16 protein-coding genes are annotated in these 16,000 nt (G+C 67.8%); 10 read left to right on the top strand and 6 right to left on the bottom strand.

Translation table 11 applies throughout. The features are described 5' to 3' along the window. Positions 1–66: 66 nt before the first annotated feature. The gene (locus ACLARN_RS15965; protein ID WP_409492180.1) at positions 67–624 is read right to left on the bottom strand and encodes an RICIN domain-containing protein; all 558 of its coding nucleotides are present in this window, start codon (positions 622–624) and stop codon (positions 67–69) included. A gap of 395 nt (positions 625–1,019) precedes the next feature. Between ACLARN_RS15965 and ACLARN_RS15960 the strand changes: the two genes are divergently transcribed. The 3 genes from ACLARN_RS15960 to ACLARN_RS15950 are packed head-to-tail and all read left to right on the top strand — an operon-like array spanning position 1,020 to position 5,254. Continuing rightward, positions 1,020–2,588, top strand: a complete 1,569-nt coding sequence (locus tag ACLARN_RS15960) for a discoidin domain-containing protein (RefSeq protein WP_409492179.1) — start codon at positions 1,020–1,022, stop codon at positions 2,586–2,588. A gap of 58 nt (positions 2,589–2,646) precedes the next feature. After that, positions 2,647–4,206, top strand: coding sequence for a discoidin domain-containing protein (locus ACLARN_RS15955; protein ID WP_409492399.1), 1,560 nt, complete (start codon positions 2,647–2,649; stop codon positions 4,204–4,206). 16 nt (positions 4,207–4,222) lie between these two features. After that, a complete protein-coding gene (locus ACLARN_RS15950) occupies positions 4,223–5,254 on the top strand; it encodes a hypothetical protein (RefSeq protein WP_409492178.1) in 1,032 nt (343 codons plus the stop codon). 6 nt (positions 5,255–5,260) lie between these two features. Here ACLARN_RS15950 and ACLARN_RS15945 read toward each other — a convergent pair whose 3' ends face one another. Then, positions 5,261–5,884, bottom strand: coding sequence for an Lrp/AsnC family transcriptional regulator (locus ACLARN_RS15945; RefSeq protein ID WP_409492177.1), 624 nt, complete (start codon positions 5,882–5,884; stop codon positions 5,261–5,263). Positions 5,885–6,032: 148 nt separating this feature from the next. Next, on the bottom strand, positions 6,033–6,452 hold the full coding sequence (locus ACLARN_RS15940) for an ArsR/SmtB family transcription factor (protein ID WP_409492176.1): 420 nt from the start codon (positions 6,450–6,452) through the stop codon (positions 6,033–6,035). A gap of 114 nt (positions 6,453–6,566) precedes the next feature. Between ACLARN_RS15940 and ACLARN_RS15935 the strand changes: the two genes are divergently transcribed. The 3 genes from ACLARN_RS15935 to arsB all read left to right on the top strand — a co-directional run bounded on the left by ACLARN_RS15935 (position 6,567) and on the right by arsB (position 8,758). Then, on the top strand, positions 6,567–7,208 hold the full coding sequence (locus ACLARN_RS15935) for an arsenate reductase ArsC (protein WP_409492175.1): 642 nt from the start codon (positions 6,567–6,569) through the stop codon (positions 7,206–7,208). 26 nt (positions 7,209–7,234) lie between these two features. Next, entirely contained in the window at positions 7,235–7,639 is a 405-nt protein-coding gene (locus ACLARN_RS15930) for an arsenate reductase ArsC (RefSeq protein WP_409492174.1), read from the top strand. Between the two features lie 75 nt (positions 7,640–7,714). Beyond that, the gene (gene arsB, locus ACLARN_RS15925) at positions 7,715–8,758 is read left to right on the top strand and encodes an ACR3 family arsenite efflux transporter (protein ID WP_409492398.1); all 1,044 of its coding nucleotides are present in this window, start codon (positions 7,715–7,717) and stop codon (positions 8,756–8,758) included. Positions 8,759–8,766: 8 nt separating this feature from the next. Here the strand turns inward: arsB and ACLARN_RS15920 are convergent, their stop codons facing one another. Genes ACLARN_RS15920 through ACLARN_RS15910 form a run of 3 tightly spaced genes read right to left on the bottom strand, consistent with a single transcriptional unit; the run spans position 8,767 to position 9,978 of the window. Beyond that, positions 8,767–9,153: a RidA family protein gene (locus ACLARN_RS15920; RefSeq protein WP_409492173.1), complete on the bottom strand. Its 387-nt coding sequence runs from the start codon at positions 9,151–9,153 to the stop codon at positions 8,767–8,769. Then, entirely contained in the window at positions 9,150–9,440 is a 291-nt protein-coding gene (locus ACLARN_RS15915; RefSeq protein WP_409492172.1) for a DUF6092 family protein, read from the bottom strand. Before ACLARN_RS15915 ends, ACLARN_RS15920 begins: the two co-directional genes overlap by 4 nt. Next, on the bottom strand, positions 9,433–9,978 hold the full coding sequence (locus ACLARN_RS15910; RefSeq protein ID WP_409492171.1) for a nitroreductase family protein: 546 nt from the start codon (positions 9,976–9,978) through the stop codon (positions 9,433–9,435). The genes ACLARN_RS15915 and ACLARN_RS15910 overlap by 8 nt, the downstream gene beginning before the upstream one ends. A gap of 156 nt (positions 9,979–10,134) precedes the next feature. On the opposite strand from ACLARN_RS15910, the gene ACLARN_RS15905 reads away from it, so the two are divergent. From ACLARN_RS15905 to ACLARN_RS15890, 4 genes are read left to right on the top strand one after another with little or no spacing between them, the layout of a single operon-like run. Then, complete coding sequence (locus ACLARN_RS15905) at positions 10,135–11,208, top strand: DUF917 domain-containing protein (RefSeq protein ID WP_409492170.1); 1,074 nt, start codon at positions 10,135–10,137, stop codon at positions 11,206–11,208. Further along, positions 11,205–12,758 carry a hydantoinase/oxoprolinase N-terminal domain-containing protein gene (locus ACLARN_RS15900; protein WP_409492169.1) on the top strand — a complete coding sequence of 518 codons (1,554 nt, stop codon included), beginning with the start codon at positions 11,205–11,207 and terminating at the stop codon, positions 12,756–12,758. The genes ACLARN_RS15905 and ACLARN_RS15900 overlap by 4 nt, the downstream gene beginning before the upstream one ends. A gap of 5 nt (positions 12,759–12,763) precedes the next feature. Next, positions 12,764–14,020 (top strand): amidohydrolase family protein, encoded by a 1,257-nt coding sequence (locus ACLARN_RS15895; RefSeq protein WP_409492168.1) that lies wholly within the window; start codon positions 12,764–12,766, stop codon positions 14,018–14,020. A 4-nt stretch (positions 14,021–14,024) separates the two neighbouring features. Continuing rightward, complete coding sequence (locus ACLARN_RS15890) at positions 14,025–15,587, top strand: PucR family transcriptional regulator (protein WP_409492167.1); 1,563 nt, start codon at positions 14,025–14,027, stop codon at positions 15,585–15,587. The last annotated feature ends 413 nt before the right edge of the window (positions 15,588–16,000 follow it).

Below are 16,000 nucleotides of genomic sequence, written 5' to 3'. Positions count from 1 at the left end.
GTGAGTTCGGCGAGCGGGAACTGTGGGCTCCGGGGCCGCGGCCCCGGAGCCCACAGCGAGGGGCGGCTACCGGTTATCGGGTTCCCACACGGCCAGCCAGACGTCGTTGGCGGCGCCCGTCGTGCAGGTGTACTGGATCAGGGATCTGCCCTGGCCCACGCCGCCGGCCACGTTGAGGCATTTTCCGCTCTCCTTGCTCACCACTTGGTGTCCGATGCCTTTGGGTACCAGCTTCCACAATTCGTTGGGCTGGCCACCGCAGGTGTACTGGATGACCTGCGTGCCGTCCGCGTTTCCGCCGCCCTCCACATTCAGGCATTTGCCGCTGCTGATCGATTTGAAGCGGTAGTAGCCGTCCAGGGACGCCTCGGGTTCCCATCGCTCGTTCGTGGTGCGCGAGAGCGGCCACTGGATGATGTTCGCCCCGTTGGCCTGCGACGCGCCGGCGACGTTGGCCACCTGACCGGGGTCGCTGGCCAGCCGCAGGGTGATTTGCCGAGCTTCCACCGCGCGCGTGGACACCTCCCCCTGGGCGGGAAGCGCTCCCGCCAGGGCCGTCCCAGCCACCATGGCCGCGACCCCGGCCACGCCAACCCACCCGCCCAAGCGCTTGTTTCCTGCCATGCCTGATTCCTCCGCATCTTGTATGCCTCGGTGATCGCCCGGCACTTTTCGGGCCGCATTCGACAATGCTGCAGACAGTTCAACGCCGCGCCCGCTGAACGAGGTGTTCTAGAGCACCATGGAGTGAGACGCGAGGTAGCCGGTCGACTACTCTAAGTAGAGCCAGGTGGTCAACGATCCATGGGCGCGCGGTGTCGCAGAAGAGGACGAGGTCAGGGCGACCCTGTCATCAGATGGTGCCGTATGAGGCCCGTTCACCCATTGACTCGGAGTTTGAGAACCTTTTACACTGCGATAGTTAGGAAACTTACTTAACTAAAGGTCAGGACGACTCCGGCTGACATGACGCCGCCCACCGCCGGTATTCGCCGACTCCGCAACGTCGAGGAGTTCGCATGAAACGGAGAACACCCCTGGCCGGTGTCGCGGTGGCGACCCTGGTCCTGCTGGGGCAGACCTTGATCTCTTCTGGCACCGCCGCGCAAGCGGAATCCCTGCTGTCCGCGGGCAAACCGGCCACGACGTCGTCGGTCGAGGGCCCGGACTTCGGCGGCGGCAACGCGGTCGACGGCAGTGCCACGACCCGGTGGGCGAGCGAGGAGGGGATCGATCCGCAATGGATCGCTGTCGACCTCGGGGGTACCGCGACCATCACCAAGGTCAAGCTGAACTGGGAAGCCGCCTACGCCAAGACCTACAAGATCCAGGGTTCGGCCGACGGCAGGACCTGGACCGACATCAAGTCGGTCGTAGGCGGTGACGGCGCCATCGACGAACACTCGGGCCTCAGCGCGTCCGCGCGCCACATCCGCGTCCACGGTACGGCTCGCGGCACGACCTACGGCTATTCGTTGTGGGAGCTGGAAATCTACGGCGACCGTGCCGGCGGCGGCGACACGCAGGCGCCGACGGTGCCGACGGGCCTCGCCGCGAAGGCCACCACCGCGGACAGCGTCACCCTCGGCTGGACCGCGTCGGCCGACAATGTCGGGGTCACCGAGTACGAGGTGCTCCGCGACGGGAACGTCGTCGGTACCACGGCGACGACCGCCTACACCGACAGCGGGCTGGCGTCCGGAGCGGAATTCGGCTACTCCGTGCGGGCACGGGACGCGGCGGGCAACGTTTCCGCGGCGAGTCCGGCGATCAGGGCCGCGACCAAACCCGGCGGCACCGGACCCGTCACCATCGCGCTCGCGGGAGACATCGCCAACCCGGAGCTCTTCTCCACGCACCAGGCGACCGCGAACCAGGTCGCCAAGATGAACCCGCAGTACGTGCTGACCGTTGGCGACAACCAGTACCACAAGGGCACCATTTCGGAGTACCGCGCCCACTACGACAAGACGTGGGGCAAGTTCAAGAGCATCACCAAGCCCACGACGGGCAATCACGAGTGGGACGACCTGCTCAGGGGATACAAGGAGTACTTCGGCGCGATCGCGTATCCGCAGGGCTTGCCGTACTACAGCTACGACATCGGTGACTTCCACTTCGTCGCGATGGACTCGAATCCGGTCTACACCGGTGGCGGTTCCGAACAGGTGACCTGGCTGCGGAACGACCTGGCGAAGAACACGAAGTCCTGCGTCATCGGGTATTGGCATCACCCGCGCTTCAACTCGGGGAATTCCGGTGACAAGAAGCAGATCGCGCCACTGTGGAACGAGCTGGCCAAAGCCAAGGCGGACGTGGTGATCGCCGGACACGACCATCACTACGAGCGGACCAAGCCGCTGGACGTCAACGGGCACGTCGACGAGGCCAATGGCGTGCGTTCGGTCATCGCCGGGATCGGCGGCGATTACCTCTACACCGACTACAAGGCACGCGAAGGGGTCGAGAAGATCCTCGCGAAGCACGGCGTGATGAAGCTGGTGCTGAACGGGAAGTCCTACTCCTGGGAGATCTACGACACCGCCGGGAAGGTGCTCGACAAGGCGGGTCCGTACACCTGCCGCTGACAGCCATGGTCCGTAGTCCACGACGACATAGGCCCATCCAGGAGTACAGGTGAATCGAATGGTGAAGCCGGGCACCGCCGCGATCGCGGCGATCGTCCTGCTCGCTCAGCCCGTGACCGCTTCCAGCGCCACCGCGGGACAGGTGGAATCGCTGCTGTCGGTCGACAAGCGCACCACGACCTCCACCGTCGAGAACGAGAGTTTCAGTGGTGCTCTCGCTGTCGACGGTGACTCGACGACCCGTTGGGCGAGTCTGGAGGGTGATCCACAGTGGATCGCCGTCGACCTCGGCGGCCCCGCGGACATCAGCCGGATCAAGGTCTTCTGGGAATCCGCCCACGCGAAGGACTATCAGGTCCAGGCGTCCGACGACGGACAGAACTGGCGGGACGTCAAGACCGTCGCGGGCAGCGACGGCGGCCTCGACGAGTTCACCGGCCTGAACACTTCCGCGAGGCACGTCCGGATCTTCGGCACGGCGCGGGCGACCGTTTACGGGTATTCGTTGTGGGAGCTGGAGGTCTACGGTGTCCGGACCGGTGACGGCGACATCCAGCCGCCGTCGGTGCCGACAGGGCTTCGGCAGGCGTCGTCCACCACCGAGAGCATCACGCTCGGCTGGACCGCGTCCACGGACAATGTGGGGGTCACGGAGTACGAAGTCCTGCGCAACGGCAATGTCATCGGCCGGTCCGCGACGACGTCCTACACCGACACGTCGCTGGCGTCGGGCTTCGACTTCCAGTACGCGGTGCGGGCGCGGGACGCGGCGGGGAACCTGTCCGGGCCGACCGGTCCGGTGAAGGCGTCCACCCGGCCGACCGCGTCCGACGGCATCGTCATCGCGCTCGCCGGCGACATCGCCAAACCGGAGCTGCCGTCCGAGCATCAGCGGACGGCGGAGCTGGTGAGCAAGATCAAGCCCCGGTACGTGCTGACGGTCGGCGACAATCAGTACGTCGACGGCACCATCGAAGAGTTCCGGTCCTATTACGACAAGACGTGGGGCAAGTTCAAGCGCATCACCAAACCCACGCCGGGCAACCACGAGTGGAACAACGATCTGGCGGGCTACAAACAGTACTTCGGGAAGATCGCGACCCCCAAGGGAAAGCCATACTACAGTTTCGACGTCGGCGCCTTCCATTTCGTCGCGCTCGATTCGGACCCGGTGTACAACGGCGGTGGCGCCGAGCAGGTGGCGTGGCTGCGCAAGGACCTCGCGAAAACCAAGAAGTCCTGTATCGCCGGATACTGGCATCACCCGCGCTTCAACTCGGGGAATTCCGGCGACGCGAAGAGTGTCGCGCCACTGTGGAACGAGCTGGCCAAAGCGAAGGCGGACGTCGTGTTCGCCGGGCACGATCACCATTACGAGCGGACCAAGCCGCTGGACGTCGACGGGCATGTCGACGAGGCCAATGGCGTGCGTTCGGTCATCGCCGGGATCGGCGGCGACAGTCTGTATCTCGATTACAAGGCCCGTGAAGGCGTCGAGAAGATCCTGGGCAAGCACGGGGTGATGAAGCTGGTGCTGAAGGGGAAGACCTATTCCTGGGAGATCATCGGCACCAACGGGGAACTGCTCGACAAGGCGGGCCCGTACAGCTGCCGGTGACGGGAAAGGAGACGGGATGAAGCTTCCGGTGAAGTTCGTCGTGGCGCTGGCGGGTATCGCCGCACTCGCCGCCGCCTCGGTGGTGTACGTGGTGCAGGCCAAGGCGAACAGCCCCGAGCGGCAGGCGGCTGACGCGGCGGTCGCGGTGGATTCCTCGCGCCCGGTCGCGCTGGCGGAGCCGGGACGGCTGCTGTTCCGCAACGGCGCGGCGGGGCCGGGGTACGGCAACGTCGCCTCGGTTCCCGTCTCCGATCCCGGGGGACCGCGCCGGATCAGTTCGCTGAATTGCGAGCGGTTCTACACCGCGGCGGACGGCGGCCTGTGCCTGGCGAAGGAACCCACGCCCATGCCCGGCGCGGTCGCCCGGTTCGTCGATACCGCGCTCGGCGAGGTCAAGCGGGTCGATGTCCCCGGGATCCCCAACCGCGCGAAGCTCTCACCCGCCGGCCGGATGGGAAGCTGGACCACCTTCGTCACCGGTGACTCGTACTCGACGCCCGGCACCTTCTCGACGCGTACGGCCATCATGGATCGCGAACGGAACGAGCTGTCGAGCAACATCGAGGGCATCCCGCTGCGGATCGGGGAGGTCTCCCATCGTGGCGAGGACGTCAACTACTGGGGTGTCACCTTCGCCGCCGACCAGCGGACGTTCTACGCCACGGTCGCCACCGGCGGGCGGACTTACCTGGTGCAGGGCGACAACGAGGCTTGGAACGCCCGAACGGTGCGGGAGAACGCGGAGTGCCCGTCGTTGTCGCCGGACGGCACGAAGCTCGCGTTCAAGAAGCGGGTGGCGGACGGCGACGTCCGGCCCTGGCGGGAACACGTGCTGGACCTGGCCACGATGCGGGAGATCCCGCTCGCGGAGACGCGCAGTGTGGACGACCAGGTGGTCTGGCTCGACAACGACACGATCGCCTACGGCCTGCCGCGCGAGAACGGGAAGGAAAGCGACATCTGGTCCGTGCCCGCCGACGGCAGCGGGGCGGCGCGCCTGCTGATCCCCTTTGCCTCATCGCCGTCGGTCACCACGGCCGCTCGCTGAGCGGGCTCAGGCGCTGTCCGGGGCGAATCTACCGTCCTCCCGATAGAGCCAGTACCGGCGCAACATGCGCAGCACCACGGAGACCTGCAATGCGGTGATTCCAGGTAGGGGAGCGAGGTCGCGGGTGAGGAAGTCGGCCATTTCGTCTTCGTTCCGGAACACACCTTGGTGGATGACCGAAGAGGTACCGGCGACGATCGACACGTACCGCGCCGACGGATGCCGCGCCAGTTCCCCGGCGACGGCCTGGATGGCGCCCGGGGTGATGGTCAGCGCGATGACCGCTTCCAGTTCGTAGCCGAGCTGCGCGGGTTCGACCTCCACTCGTGGCCGGACGATGCCGCGCCGCAGTGTCGACTGGATCAGCCGGTAGGCGGTGGACTGGCTGAGGTCGAGGATCCGGCCCGCTTCGGCCGCGGTGATCCGGCCGTTCCCGGCCAGCAGCCCGATGAGCCGCCGCTCGTCCGAGCCCACTTCGTCGGCGTCGAATCCGTCCGGCGTGCCAGGTACCACCTGTTCGCGGGCCAAGATCTCCTGCTGGTCTTCGCTCAGCCGGTGCAGCCGCCAGGAGTCGGCCCTGGTCAGTGCCCGCGAAGGAATCCTTTCCTTGACCGTCCATAAAGGACACAAGATGCTCGGGTGGCCGTCTCGGTCGCGGACGCCCCTTCGGCGCGGACCAAGGTCGTGAAGGCCTCCTTGCCTACCTTGAGGGTAAGCAAGGAGGCCTTCACGACCTTGACGATACGGATATACGGCATCTAATCGGACGATTAGGGGGTCACTGTGCTTGCCGACCCCGCCACGGTGGTCCTTCGGTGAGGCGGGCGGGCCGGTCAGCGAGTGGGCCGCCGGAGCGGAGCAGGGTTCCCACGGTTTCGAGCGGTTCGGGGACGACGCTGTACCAGCTCCAGGTGCCGCGCCGTTCCCGTTCGAGGATGCCGGCGGAGACCAGCACGCGCAGGTGGTGGCTGAGCGAGGGCTGGGGCATGTCGAACTCTTCGGCGAGGTCGCAGAAGCACGCCTCACCGCCAGGCGAGAACCGGACGAGTGACAGCAGGCGGATTCGCACGGGGTCCGACAGGGCCTTGAACAGCTTGGCGGCCGTCTCCGCGTCGCCGGGGTCGACGACGGCGGCGGGTTCGGCCATCAGCAGGGTCACCGCGATCGGTTTCCGGGTACGGCCGTTCTCGCTCGCCATGGGCCCTCCTTCGCTCCTGACGCCCACCATACCCGCTGAATTGACAAAGCTCGATCCAAGCTCTTCAATTGCATCGGCATACTTCGATTCAGCAAGTGGTCCCGAGGAGAAGCCATGACCCATGCCACCGACGGTCTGCCCGGCCGTGAGGTGCTGGACCAGCTCGACCGGATCACCGAGGAACTCACTGACAAGTTCCAGGGAACGTTCGGCCGCGAGACGGTCGAGCTGTTCGTCGAGGAGACCTTCCGGCTGCTGGACCGATCAGCGACGGTCAAGATCCATCTTCCGACACTGACCGCCCGCTTCGCCCGCCAACGACTGATCGACCTCGCCAAGGTCGACGGGCTCACCCTGGTGACCGCGCCGCAGGTGCTGTTCGTGTGCGTGCACAACGTGGGCCGTTCCCAGCTGGCCGCGGCGCTGCTCAACCACCACGCCTTCGGCCATGTGATGGTCCGCTCCGCCGGATCCCAGCCCACCGGCGAGATCCCGGCGGCCATCACCGAGGTACTGGCGGAGCTGGACATCCAGCTCGCCGGTGCCTACCCGAAGCCGCTGACCGACGAGGTCGTCCGCGCCGCCGACGTCGTGGTCACGATGGGCTGCGGCGACGCCTGCCCGGTCTATCCGGGCAAGCGCTACCTGGACTGGGACGTGCCCGACCCGATGGGGCAGCCGCTGACCGTGGTCCGTGGGATCCGGGACGACATCGCCCGCCGCGTCCGGCATCTGCTCGACGAACTCATCGACTGACAACTTTCCGAGGAAAGGAAACGGGCATGACCCGCACGCCTGAAGTGCTGTTCGTCTGCGTGCACAACGCGGGCCGATCGCAGATGGCCGCCGCACTGTTGCAGCACTACTCGCTCGGCCGCATCACCGTCCGGTCCGCGGGTTCCGAGCCCGCGGAGAAGGTGAACCCGGCGGCCGCCGCGGCGCTGGCGGAGTGGGACCTGGACATCACCGCCGAGGTGCCGAGCAAACTGTCCACCGAGGACGTCGAAGCCTCCGATGTCGTGATCACCATGGGCTGTGGTGACACCTGCCCGGTCTTCCCCGGCAAGCGGTACCTCGACTGGCCGCTGGAGGACCCGGCCGGGCAGGGCGTGGAGGCCGTGCGCCCGATCCGCGACGAGATCGACCGCCGCGTCCGCGGACTGGTCGCCGAAATCCTCGACGCCTGATCCTCACTTCCGCCTTCCCGCATTTCTGGAGACCAGCCAGTGACTCAACTCGCCGACAAGGCCGACACCGACGTCATGCACAAACTGTCCTTTCTGGACCGGTTCCTCCCGGTCTGGATCATCGTCGCGATGGGCGCCGGGCTCCTGTTGGGCAGCGTGATCCCTGGCCTGCAAGGTGTCTTGGACGCGGTGAAGATCGGCCAGGTGTCGCTGCCGATCGCACTGGGCCTGCTGCTGATGATGTATCCGGTGCTGGCGAAGGTTCGCTACGACAAGCTCGACACCGTGACCAAGGACAAGCGCACGATGGTGCTTTCCCTGGTGCTGAACTGGATCCTCGGTCCGGCGCTGATGTTCGCGCTGGCGTGGCTGATGTTGCCGGATCTGCCCGAGTACCGGACGGGGCTGATCATCGTCGGTCTCGCTCGCTGTATCGCGATGGTGATCATCTGGAACGACCTCGCTTGCGGTGACCGTGAGGCGGCGGCGGTGCTGGTCGCGTTGAACTCGGTGTTCCAGGTGATCATGTTCGGCGTGCTCGGCTGGTTCTACCTCGACCTGCTCCCTGGCTGGCTGGGCCTGGACACGACGACGCTGGACTTCTCGCCGTGGGAGATCGCGCTCAGCGTGATCATCTTCCTCGGTATCCCGCTCGCCGCCGGATATCTCTCGCGCCGTATCGGGGAGCGGAGCAAGGGACGCGACTGGTACGAGGGGAAGTTCCTGCCCAAGATCGGCCCGATCGCGCTCTACGGCCTGCTGTTCACCATCGTGATCCTGTTCGCCCTGCAAGGCGACAACATCACCTCCCGCCCGCTCGACGTCGCCAGGATCGCGTTGCCGCTGCTGGTGTATTTCGCGGTCATGTGGGTCGGCGGCTATCTGCTGGGGAAGGCGTCCGGGCTGTCGTACGAGCGCACGACGACGCTGGCGTTCACCGCCGCGGGCAACAACTTCGAACTCGCGATCGCCGTCGCCATCGGCGTCTTCGGCGTCACCTCCGGGCAGGCGCTCGCCGGGGTCGTCGGCCCGCTGATCGAGGTCCCGGTCCTGGTCGGCCTGGTCTACGTCAGTCTCTGGCTGAGGAAACGCTGGACCGCGAAAGCGCCCGCGGAGTGACCGTGACACTACTCAAGATCGTCGCCTTCGACAGCCGCGACGCATTCGATCTCGACCCGTACGCCCAGTGGTAGGGCGCCTGCCTGAACGGTGGTCCTGGCCGGATAGGGCTCGCCGAAGTATTCCGCGTACACCTCGTTGACCGTGGCGAAGTCCGCGATATCGCTGAGGAAGATCCGGCAATGCGCCACCAGGTCGGGACGTGATCCGGCCCGCCGCAGCAGGTCGGTCAGGTTGTCCAGTGCCGCCCTGGTCTCCTCGGCCGCCGTGCCCGGCCGGTATTGACCGTCCACAATGGATCCCTGGCCGGAGACGAAGACGAACGGTCCGGTCGCCACGATGGCCGGGGTGTACGGCCCGATCTGGTTGCCGGTTCGGATCGCCCGGATGGTCATGACGGGGCCACCTTGCGGTTCAGTGCTTCTCGGGTGAAGAGCCGCACGAATTCGTCCAGCCAGTCCCGGAACGCCGCCTGATCGGTCAGCACGAGGGTGGCGTGTGCGCTGAGGTCGGCGTGCGCGGCGCGGAGGAACTCGTCGTCCGGCGCACAGAGCGCCATCAGACGGCCGGCGGCGTCGACCATCCGGTACGCGGCAAGGATCGGCGTCTCGTCGAGGCTGACCGGTGCACTGGTCACCAGTTGGGTGATGGTGGTGAACAACTCCCGGGACCCGTCAGTCATCGGATTCCTCCCACTCGGTGCCGAAACGGTTGTGGTGCAAGGGGGTTTTGAACCCTCGAGGGGCAGGCGGCGGCTCGGGCGTCACGAAGCCGACCGCGATCGTCACGTCCGCGCGGATGTGTGGCGGCAACTCGACCAGGGTCTGCACCGCGGGCTCGGCCCAGCTGGTGATGGTGCAGATGCCGAGACCGACGCTCTGGCCGAACAGCGCCAGGTGCGCGCAGGCCGCGCCCACGTCGATCCGGGTGGCCACCTCGACGCCTCGTCTGCCCAGTACCTGCTCGGCCCGCACCAGATCCGTGCCGAGCACGAGCATCGCCGGGGCGTTGGTCAGGAACCCCGGCAGCACCTGCCGTGCGGTGGCCATGATGTGCGGGTCGTCGACGATCACGATGTTGCGGATGCCGGACCGGGCCTGCTGCGCCCGCGCGGCGGCCCACGCCATGCGGTGGAGCAGGGGCGGTGGGACCGGGTCGTCGGTGAATTCACGATGCATCCGGCGCCGCCGGATCGCGTCCGCCACGTCCAGGTTTGTCATGACGTTCCCTTCGTCGGGATGGTCGCCTCATCCTGCTGACCCGGTGTGACCTGGACAATGTGCGATCTGCAACGCGGCGACGGCCCCATTGGGCACTCCACCCAATGACCGGGCCTTCCGTCGCTGGTTTGCTTACGGCACATCGGAGGTGAGTCCATGACTCAGATCACCCTGGACGACGTCGAGGACCTGGCCCTGGGTGCCGTCGTACTCGGCACCGGCGGCGGGGGAGACCCCTACCTGGCCAAGATCATGCTGCGGGAGGCGATCATCAGGCACGGCCCGATCGAGGTGGTGAACGCGGCCGACCTCGACCCCGACGGCCTGTTGCTGCCGATCGCGCTGGTCGGCGCGCCCACCGTGATCGTGGAGAAGTTCCCGAACGGTGGTGAGGCGGAACAAGTGCTGCGGGCACTGGAAGGTCACCTCGGCCGGTCCGGGGTGGCGGTGCTGCCGCTGGAGAACGGCGGGATGAACTCGCTCTTCCCGCTGGTCGTCGCGGCCGAGCTCGGACTGCCCTGTGTGGACGGTGACTCGATCCGCAGGGCGTTCCCGCAGATCGAGCTGACTCTGTTCACCTTGGCCGGCCTGTCCACCACGCCGATGACGCTCGCCGACGTCAAGGGCAACTACGTGTTCTTCGATACCGTCGACAACGCGATGGCCGAGAAGCTCGCCAGGGCCTGCGCGGTCGAGATGGGCATGATGGCGGTGATGAGCGCGTACGCCGTCACCGCCAGCGAGTTCGTCGAGTACGGGGCGAACGGCTCGCTCACCTACTGCCTGGAGATCGGCAGGCGCGTGCGGGCCGTCCAGCGCGGCGAACCCGGCGCCTACGAAGAGTTCCTGCGGTACTGCGAGGCCGAGATCGTCTTCACCGGCAAGGTGGTGGACATCGAGCGGCACACCACCGGCGGCTGGGCGAGGGGAACGGTCACCCTCGAGCATCTGGACGACCCGGCGCGGGTGATGCGGGTGGAGATCCAGAACGAGAACCTGATCGCCTTCGAAGACGGCGAGGCCAAGGTGACCGTGCCCGACCTGATCACCTTGATCGACACCGAGACCGCCGTGCCGATGACCACGGAGAACCTCGCCTACGGCCAGCGCCTGCACGTCATCGCCATGCCCGCGCTGCCCCAGTGGCACACCCCCGAGGGAATCGCGCTGGCCGGGCCGAGGGCCTTCGGCTACGACCTCGACTACGTACCGTTCGGAGGTGCCCGATGACCGGGCTGCGCATCGGAATCGACGTCGGTGGCACGAACACCGACGCGGTGGTGGTGGACAGCGGCGGCCGCGTGGCCGGCCTGCACAAGACCGCCACCACCCCGGACGTGCTGGACGGGATCCGCACCGCCATGGCGGCGGTGCTCACCACGGTCGACCCGGACGCGGTGACGCAGGTGATGCTCGGCACGACCCACCCGATCAACGCGGTCATCAGCCGCCGGGACCTGGCCAGGGTCGGCATCCTGCGGATCGCCGCACCCGCCACGCTGTCGGTCCCGCCGCTCGCCGACTGGCCCACCGACCTCGCCGACGTGGTCCGCGGCCACGCGCGGATCATCAAGGGCGGTCACGAGTACGAGGGCAGCGAGATCAGCCCGCTGGACGAGGACGCGGTCCGGGAGTTCGCCGAGGAATGCCGGGACCGGGTGGCCGCCATCGCCGTGACCGGCGTGACCTCGCCCGCCAACCCGGACCACGAACTCCGCGCCGCCCGGATCATCACCGAGACCCTCGGCCCGGCGTACCCGGTGACCATGGGGCACGAGGTCGGCGGCCTCGGCCTGTTGGAACGCGAGAACTCCGCGGTGCTCAACGCCGCGTTGCGGTTCGTCGGCGAGGGCATCGTCACCGCGCTCGACCAGGTCCTGCGGACCCACCGGCTGGCCGCGGACATCTACCTGACCCAGAACGACGGCACCCTGCTCGCCGCGGCCGAGGCGGCCCGCAAGCCGATCATGACCATCGGGTCGGGGCCGACCAACTCGATGCGCGGCGCGGCGCATCTGTCCGGCCTCGCCGACGCGATCGTGATGGACGTCGGTGGCACCTCGGCCGACGTTGGTCTGCTCGTGGACGGTTTTCCCAGGGTGTCGGCGATGGCCGTGGAGATCGGCGGGGTGCGGACCAACTACCGGATGCCCGACCTGATCTCGATCGGCCTCGGCGGCGGCACCGTCGTGCGCACCGAGCCGGAGCTGGCCGTCGGCCCGGACAGCGTCGGCTACCAGCTGGTGAACCGCGCGCGGGTCTTCGGCGGTGACACGCTCACCCTGTCCGACATCTCGGTCCTCGCCGGGCGGGCCGACATCGGCGACGCCGGCCGCGTTGCCGATGTCGCTCCGTCCCTTGTGGACGCCGCGATCGGCTGGGTCGACGACCGGATCCAGGTGCTCGCCGACCGGATCAAGGCCGCCCGCCAGGACATCCCGCTGGTCGCCGTCGGCGGCGGAGCCCATCTGATTCCCGACGCGATCCCCGGGGTGAGCAAGGTCTACCGGCACGAGCACGCCGGGGTGGCCAACGCGATCGGCGCGGCCATCGCGGAGGTCTCCGGAACTGTCGATCGCGCCTTCCAGTTCGCGGACAGCAGTCGCGAAGCCTGCCTGGATCAGGCGAAGAACGACGCCATCGACGCCGCGGTGCGGGCAGGTGCGGATCCCGGCCGGGTGCGGATCACCCTCGTCAACGAGATCCCGATGGCCTACTTGCCCGGCGCGAGCGCGCGAGTGCAGGTGAAGGCCGTCGGCCCGCTGCTGGACCGGCGGTGAGCGCCGTGGACCGTGTCGTGTTGCATGGCGGCAGGGTGTTCGACGGGAAAACGGTGTCCGACGCGGACGTCGTCGTCGAGGACGGCCGGATCGCCGACGTGGGGCTCGGTTTGGACGCCGACACCGGGATCGACGTCACCGGGCTGACCGTCCTGCCCGGGCTCATCGACTGCCACGTGCACGTCGTGATGTCCGGCGCGGACCGGCTGAAAATGATGCAGGAACCGTTCACGTACCAGTTCTTCGCGGCCGCCGAGAACCTGCGTGCCCTGCTGGACTGCGGGATCACCTCGGCCCGCGACGCCGGTGGCGCGGATCTGGGAGTGAAGGCCGCGCTCGCCGACGGCCTGCTCGACGGACCGGAGCTCGCCATCTCCATCACCGTGCTCGGCCAGACCGGCGGCCACACCGACGGCTGGCTGCCGAACGGGGAGTGCCTGCGCCTCATGACTGCCCACGCCGGCCGCCCGGACATGGTGGTCGACGGGCCACACGAGATGCGGGTGCGGGTGCGGGAACTGGTGCGCGCCGGTGCCGACGTGATCAAGATCTGCACGACCGGCGGCGTCCTGTCACCCCGTGATGACCCAAGACACGCCCATTTCGACGACGAGGAACTGGCGGTCTGCGTCGCCGAGGCCGCCAGGGCCGGACTGGCCGTGATGGCGCACGCGCAGGGCGCCAGCGGGATCAAGAACGCCATCCATGCCGGGGCCCGCAGCATCGAACACGGCATCTACCTCGACGAACAGGCGATCGAAATGATGCTGGCCGCCGGCACCTGGCTGGTGCCGACGATGCTGGCGCCGGTCGCCCTGATCGAGCAGATCGAGGCAGGCGCCGCCATGCCCGATGCCGTGGTGCGCAAGGTCCGCGAGGTCGTCGAGGCGCACCGCCTTTCGGTGCGCCTCGCCGCCGAGGCCGGCGTCCCCATCGCCATGGGCACCGACAGCGGCGTCTTCACCCACGGGGCCAACCTCCGCGAGCTGGAACTGCTGAGCTCGGCGGGTATAAAGCCCGACGCCGTTCTCCGCGCCGCCACGTCGTCGGCCGCGAGGTTGCTCGGCCGCGAAAGGGAGATCGGGGCCGTGACCATCGGCCGCCGGGCCGACCTGGTGCTGCTCGACGGTGACCCGTTCGACTTCACCGATTACCGCTCCCGCGTCCGTGGTGTGCTCCAGCGAGGCCGCCTCGTGCGCTGGGACGGCGTCCGCGCCCACCCCGGACAGGCGCTCGAACCCTCGTCGAACAGGGCAGAATGAACGAATGTGGATCAGTCTCGGGCAGTTGCTGGCGCTGGGGCTGCTGCCCGGCCACGAACTGCTCGGCGGCGCCGACGGCCTGGACACCCCGCTGCGGGCGGTGATACCCGGTACCTCTGCCCGTCAGGTGGGCGATCTCGGCCCAGGCACCCTCGTGGTGTTCGAACCGGGAAGGCTGGACGCCACCGATCCGGGAACCGACCTGGCGCTCCGGTTCGGGCGCCATGCCGAGATCGCCGGGCTGGTCCTGCAACGGCCGGCGACCCCGGTCCCGCTGGCCACCCAGCGCCTCGCCGACAAGCTGGGGATCCCGGTCATCCTGCTGGACCGGGTCGACACCGCGGCGGTCATCGCCGCCTTGGACCCGCACCTCAGGCGCCCGGAAGTGGCGGGCGCACGGCAACTCAACGACGTGGCGAACCGCCTGAGAACCGCCCGCCAGGACCCGGACGCACTGGTCCGGGTCCTCGCCGCGACACTGAACTGCCCGGTCGCGCTGGTGGACGGCGAAGGTCGTGTGGTCGGCGGCGACGCGGCGACCGGCGAAGCACTCACGTCCCTGGAACAACTGCGACATCATCCGGCGCCGTTCCACCTCGACACCGAGGAACGGCAACGACTTCTGCTCCAGCCCCTGGTCCTCACCCAGGACGGGCCAGCCAACCTGTGGCTCGTCGCCAGGCTGCCGTCCGGATCGCCGCTGACCGACTCGACACGGAACGCGTTGGGGATCGGCGCGTGGGCGTTCACCGCGTACCTGGCGACGGAGGCGCTCACCGCGGAACGGGCCAGCAGCCAGCGCGCGCTTCTGCTGACCGAGGTCCTCGAACACGCCGACGCGCCACCACGCCGCACGGTCGAGCGGGCGACCGCGGCGGGCTGGCGCCTGTCCGGCTGGCACACGGCCGTGCACGTGGCACTCAACCAGCCCGCGGGACGGCCACGCCCGCACGACCTGGCACCCCGAATCGAGCAGGCGCTCGCGCGCCACGGCACCCGTGCGAGCCTGGTCGAGCGGCCGGAGGGATGGGCGTTCTGGCTCACCTCCGACACCGAACCCGACCCGGCCGACGGCCCGGCCCTCGCCCGCACCATCCGCCGGGCGCTCTTGGGAGAGGAACGCGCCGAGCGTCGGCTGTGCGCGGGAATCGGACACCCGTACCTCGGAACCGCCGGACTGAAGGCCTCGCTGCACGAGGCGAATCAGGCCTGCGTGCTCGCCCGAACCCACGATGTCGCCGGAGCCGTCGAGCATATCGACGCCATGAGCGTGAAGCGTCTGCTGGCGGGGTGGTACGGCTCGGGGCCGCTCCGGGAGGCGGCGACGGGGCTGCTCGAACCGTTGACGACGGCGGACCCCAGCGGGGAACTGGTGCGGACCCTTGGCTGCTACCTCGACCACGAGTCCTCGGCGACCACGACCGCGATCGTGCTGGGCGTGCACCGCAACACCGTGCTGCATCGGCTCGAGCGGATCAAAGCCGCACTGGAGGTCGATCTTTCCCGGCCGGACGAACGGCTCGCCGCCCACCTGGCCACCCGGGTGGCCAGACTCGGTGACGACTAGACGGTTGATTCCGTCAAGGTCGTGAAGGCCTCCTTGTTTACCCTCAAGGTCAATGTCAGGAACTCAAGGTTGATGGCGCGGGCGTGTTTCTGACGTGTTTACCCTGGTCGGACCGGGAAGCGGCAGGACCCGGACGGGTCGCCGACGGGGAGTGAACATGCTCTCGCGTCGGCTCGGTTGTCTCTAGTGTCGCGTGTCAGAAATTCGCGCCGTAAATTGATGCTGGAATCCGGTCACTCATCGCTGAATGAACCCCACCTGCTCGTCTATGAAGGAATTGGGACAATCAACGTCCCAATTCCTTCATGGACGGCCGCTGAATCGTTGCTCCTGACCTGATGTGTCGCGAAAGCCACTTTCGGGACGTCAGATGTCGCGAAAGTGGCTTTCGCGACACGTGCTAGGCGGCTGGG

Origin of the sequence: Amycolatopsis sp. cmx-11-12 (assembly GCF_046269425.1) — a bacterium.
Taxonomy (GTDB): Bacteria; Actinomycetota; Actinomycetes; order Mycobacteriales; family Pseudonocardiaceae; genus Amycolatopsis.
This window is presented reverse-complemented; position numbering and strand designations above follow the sequence as displayed.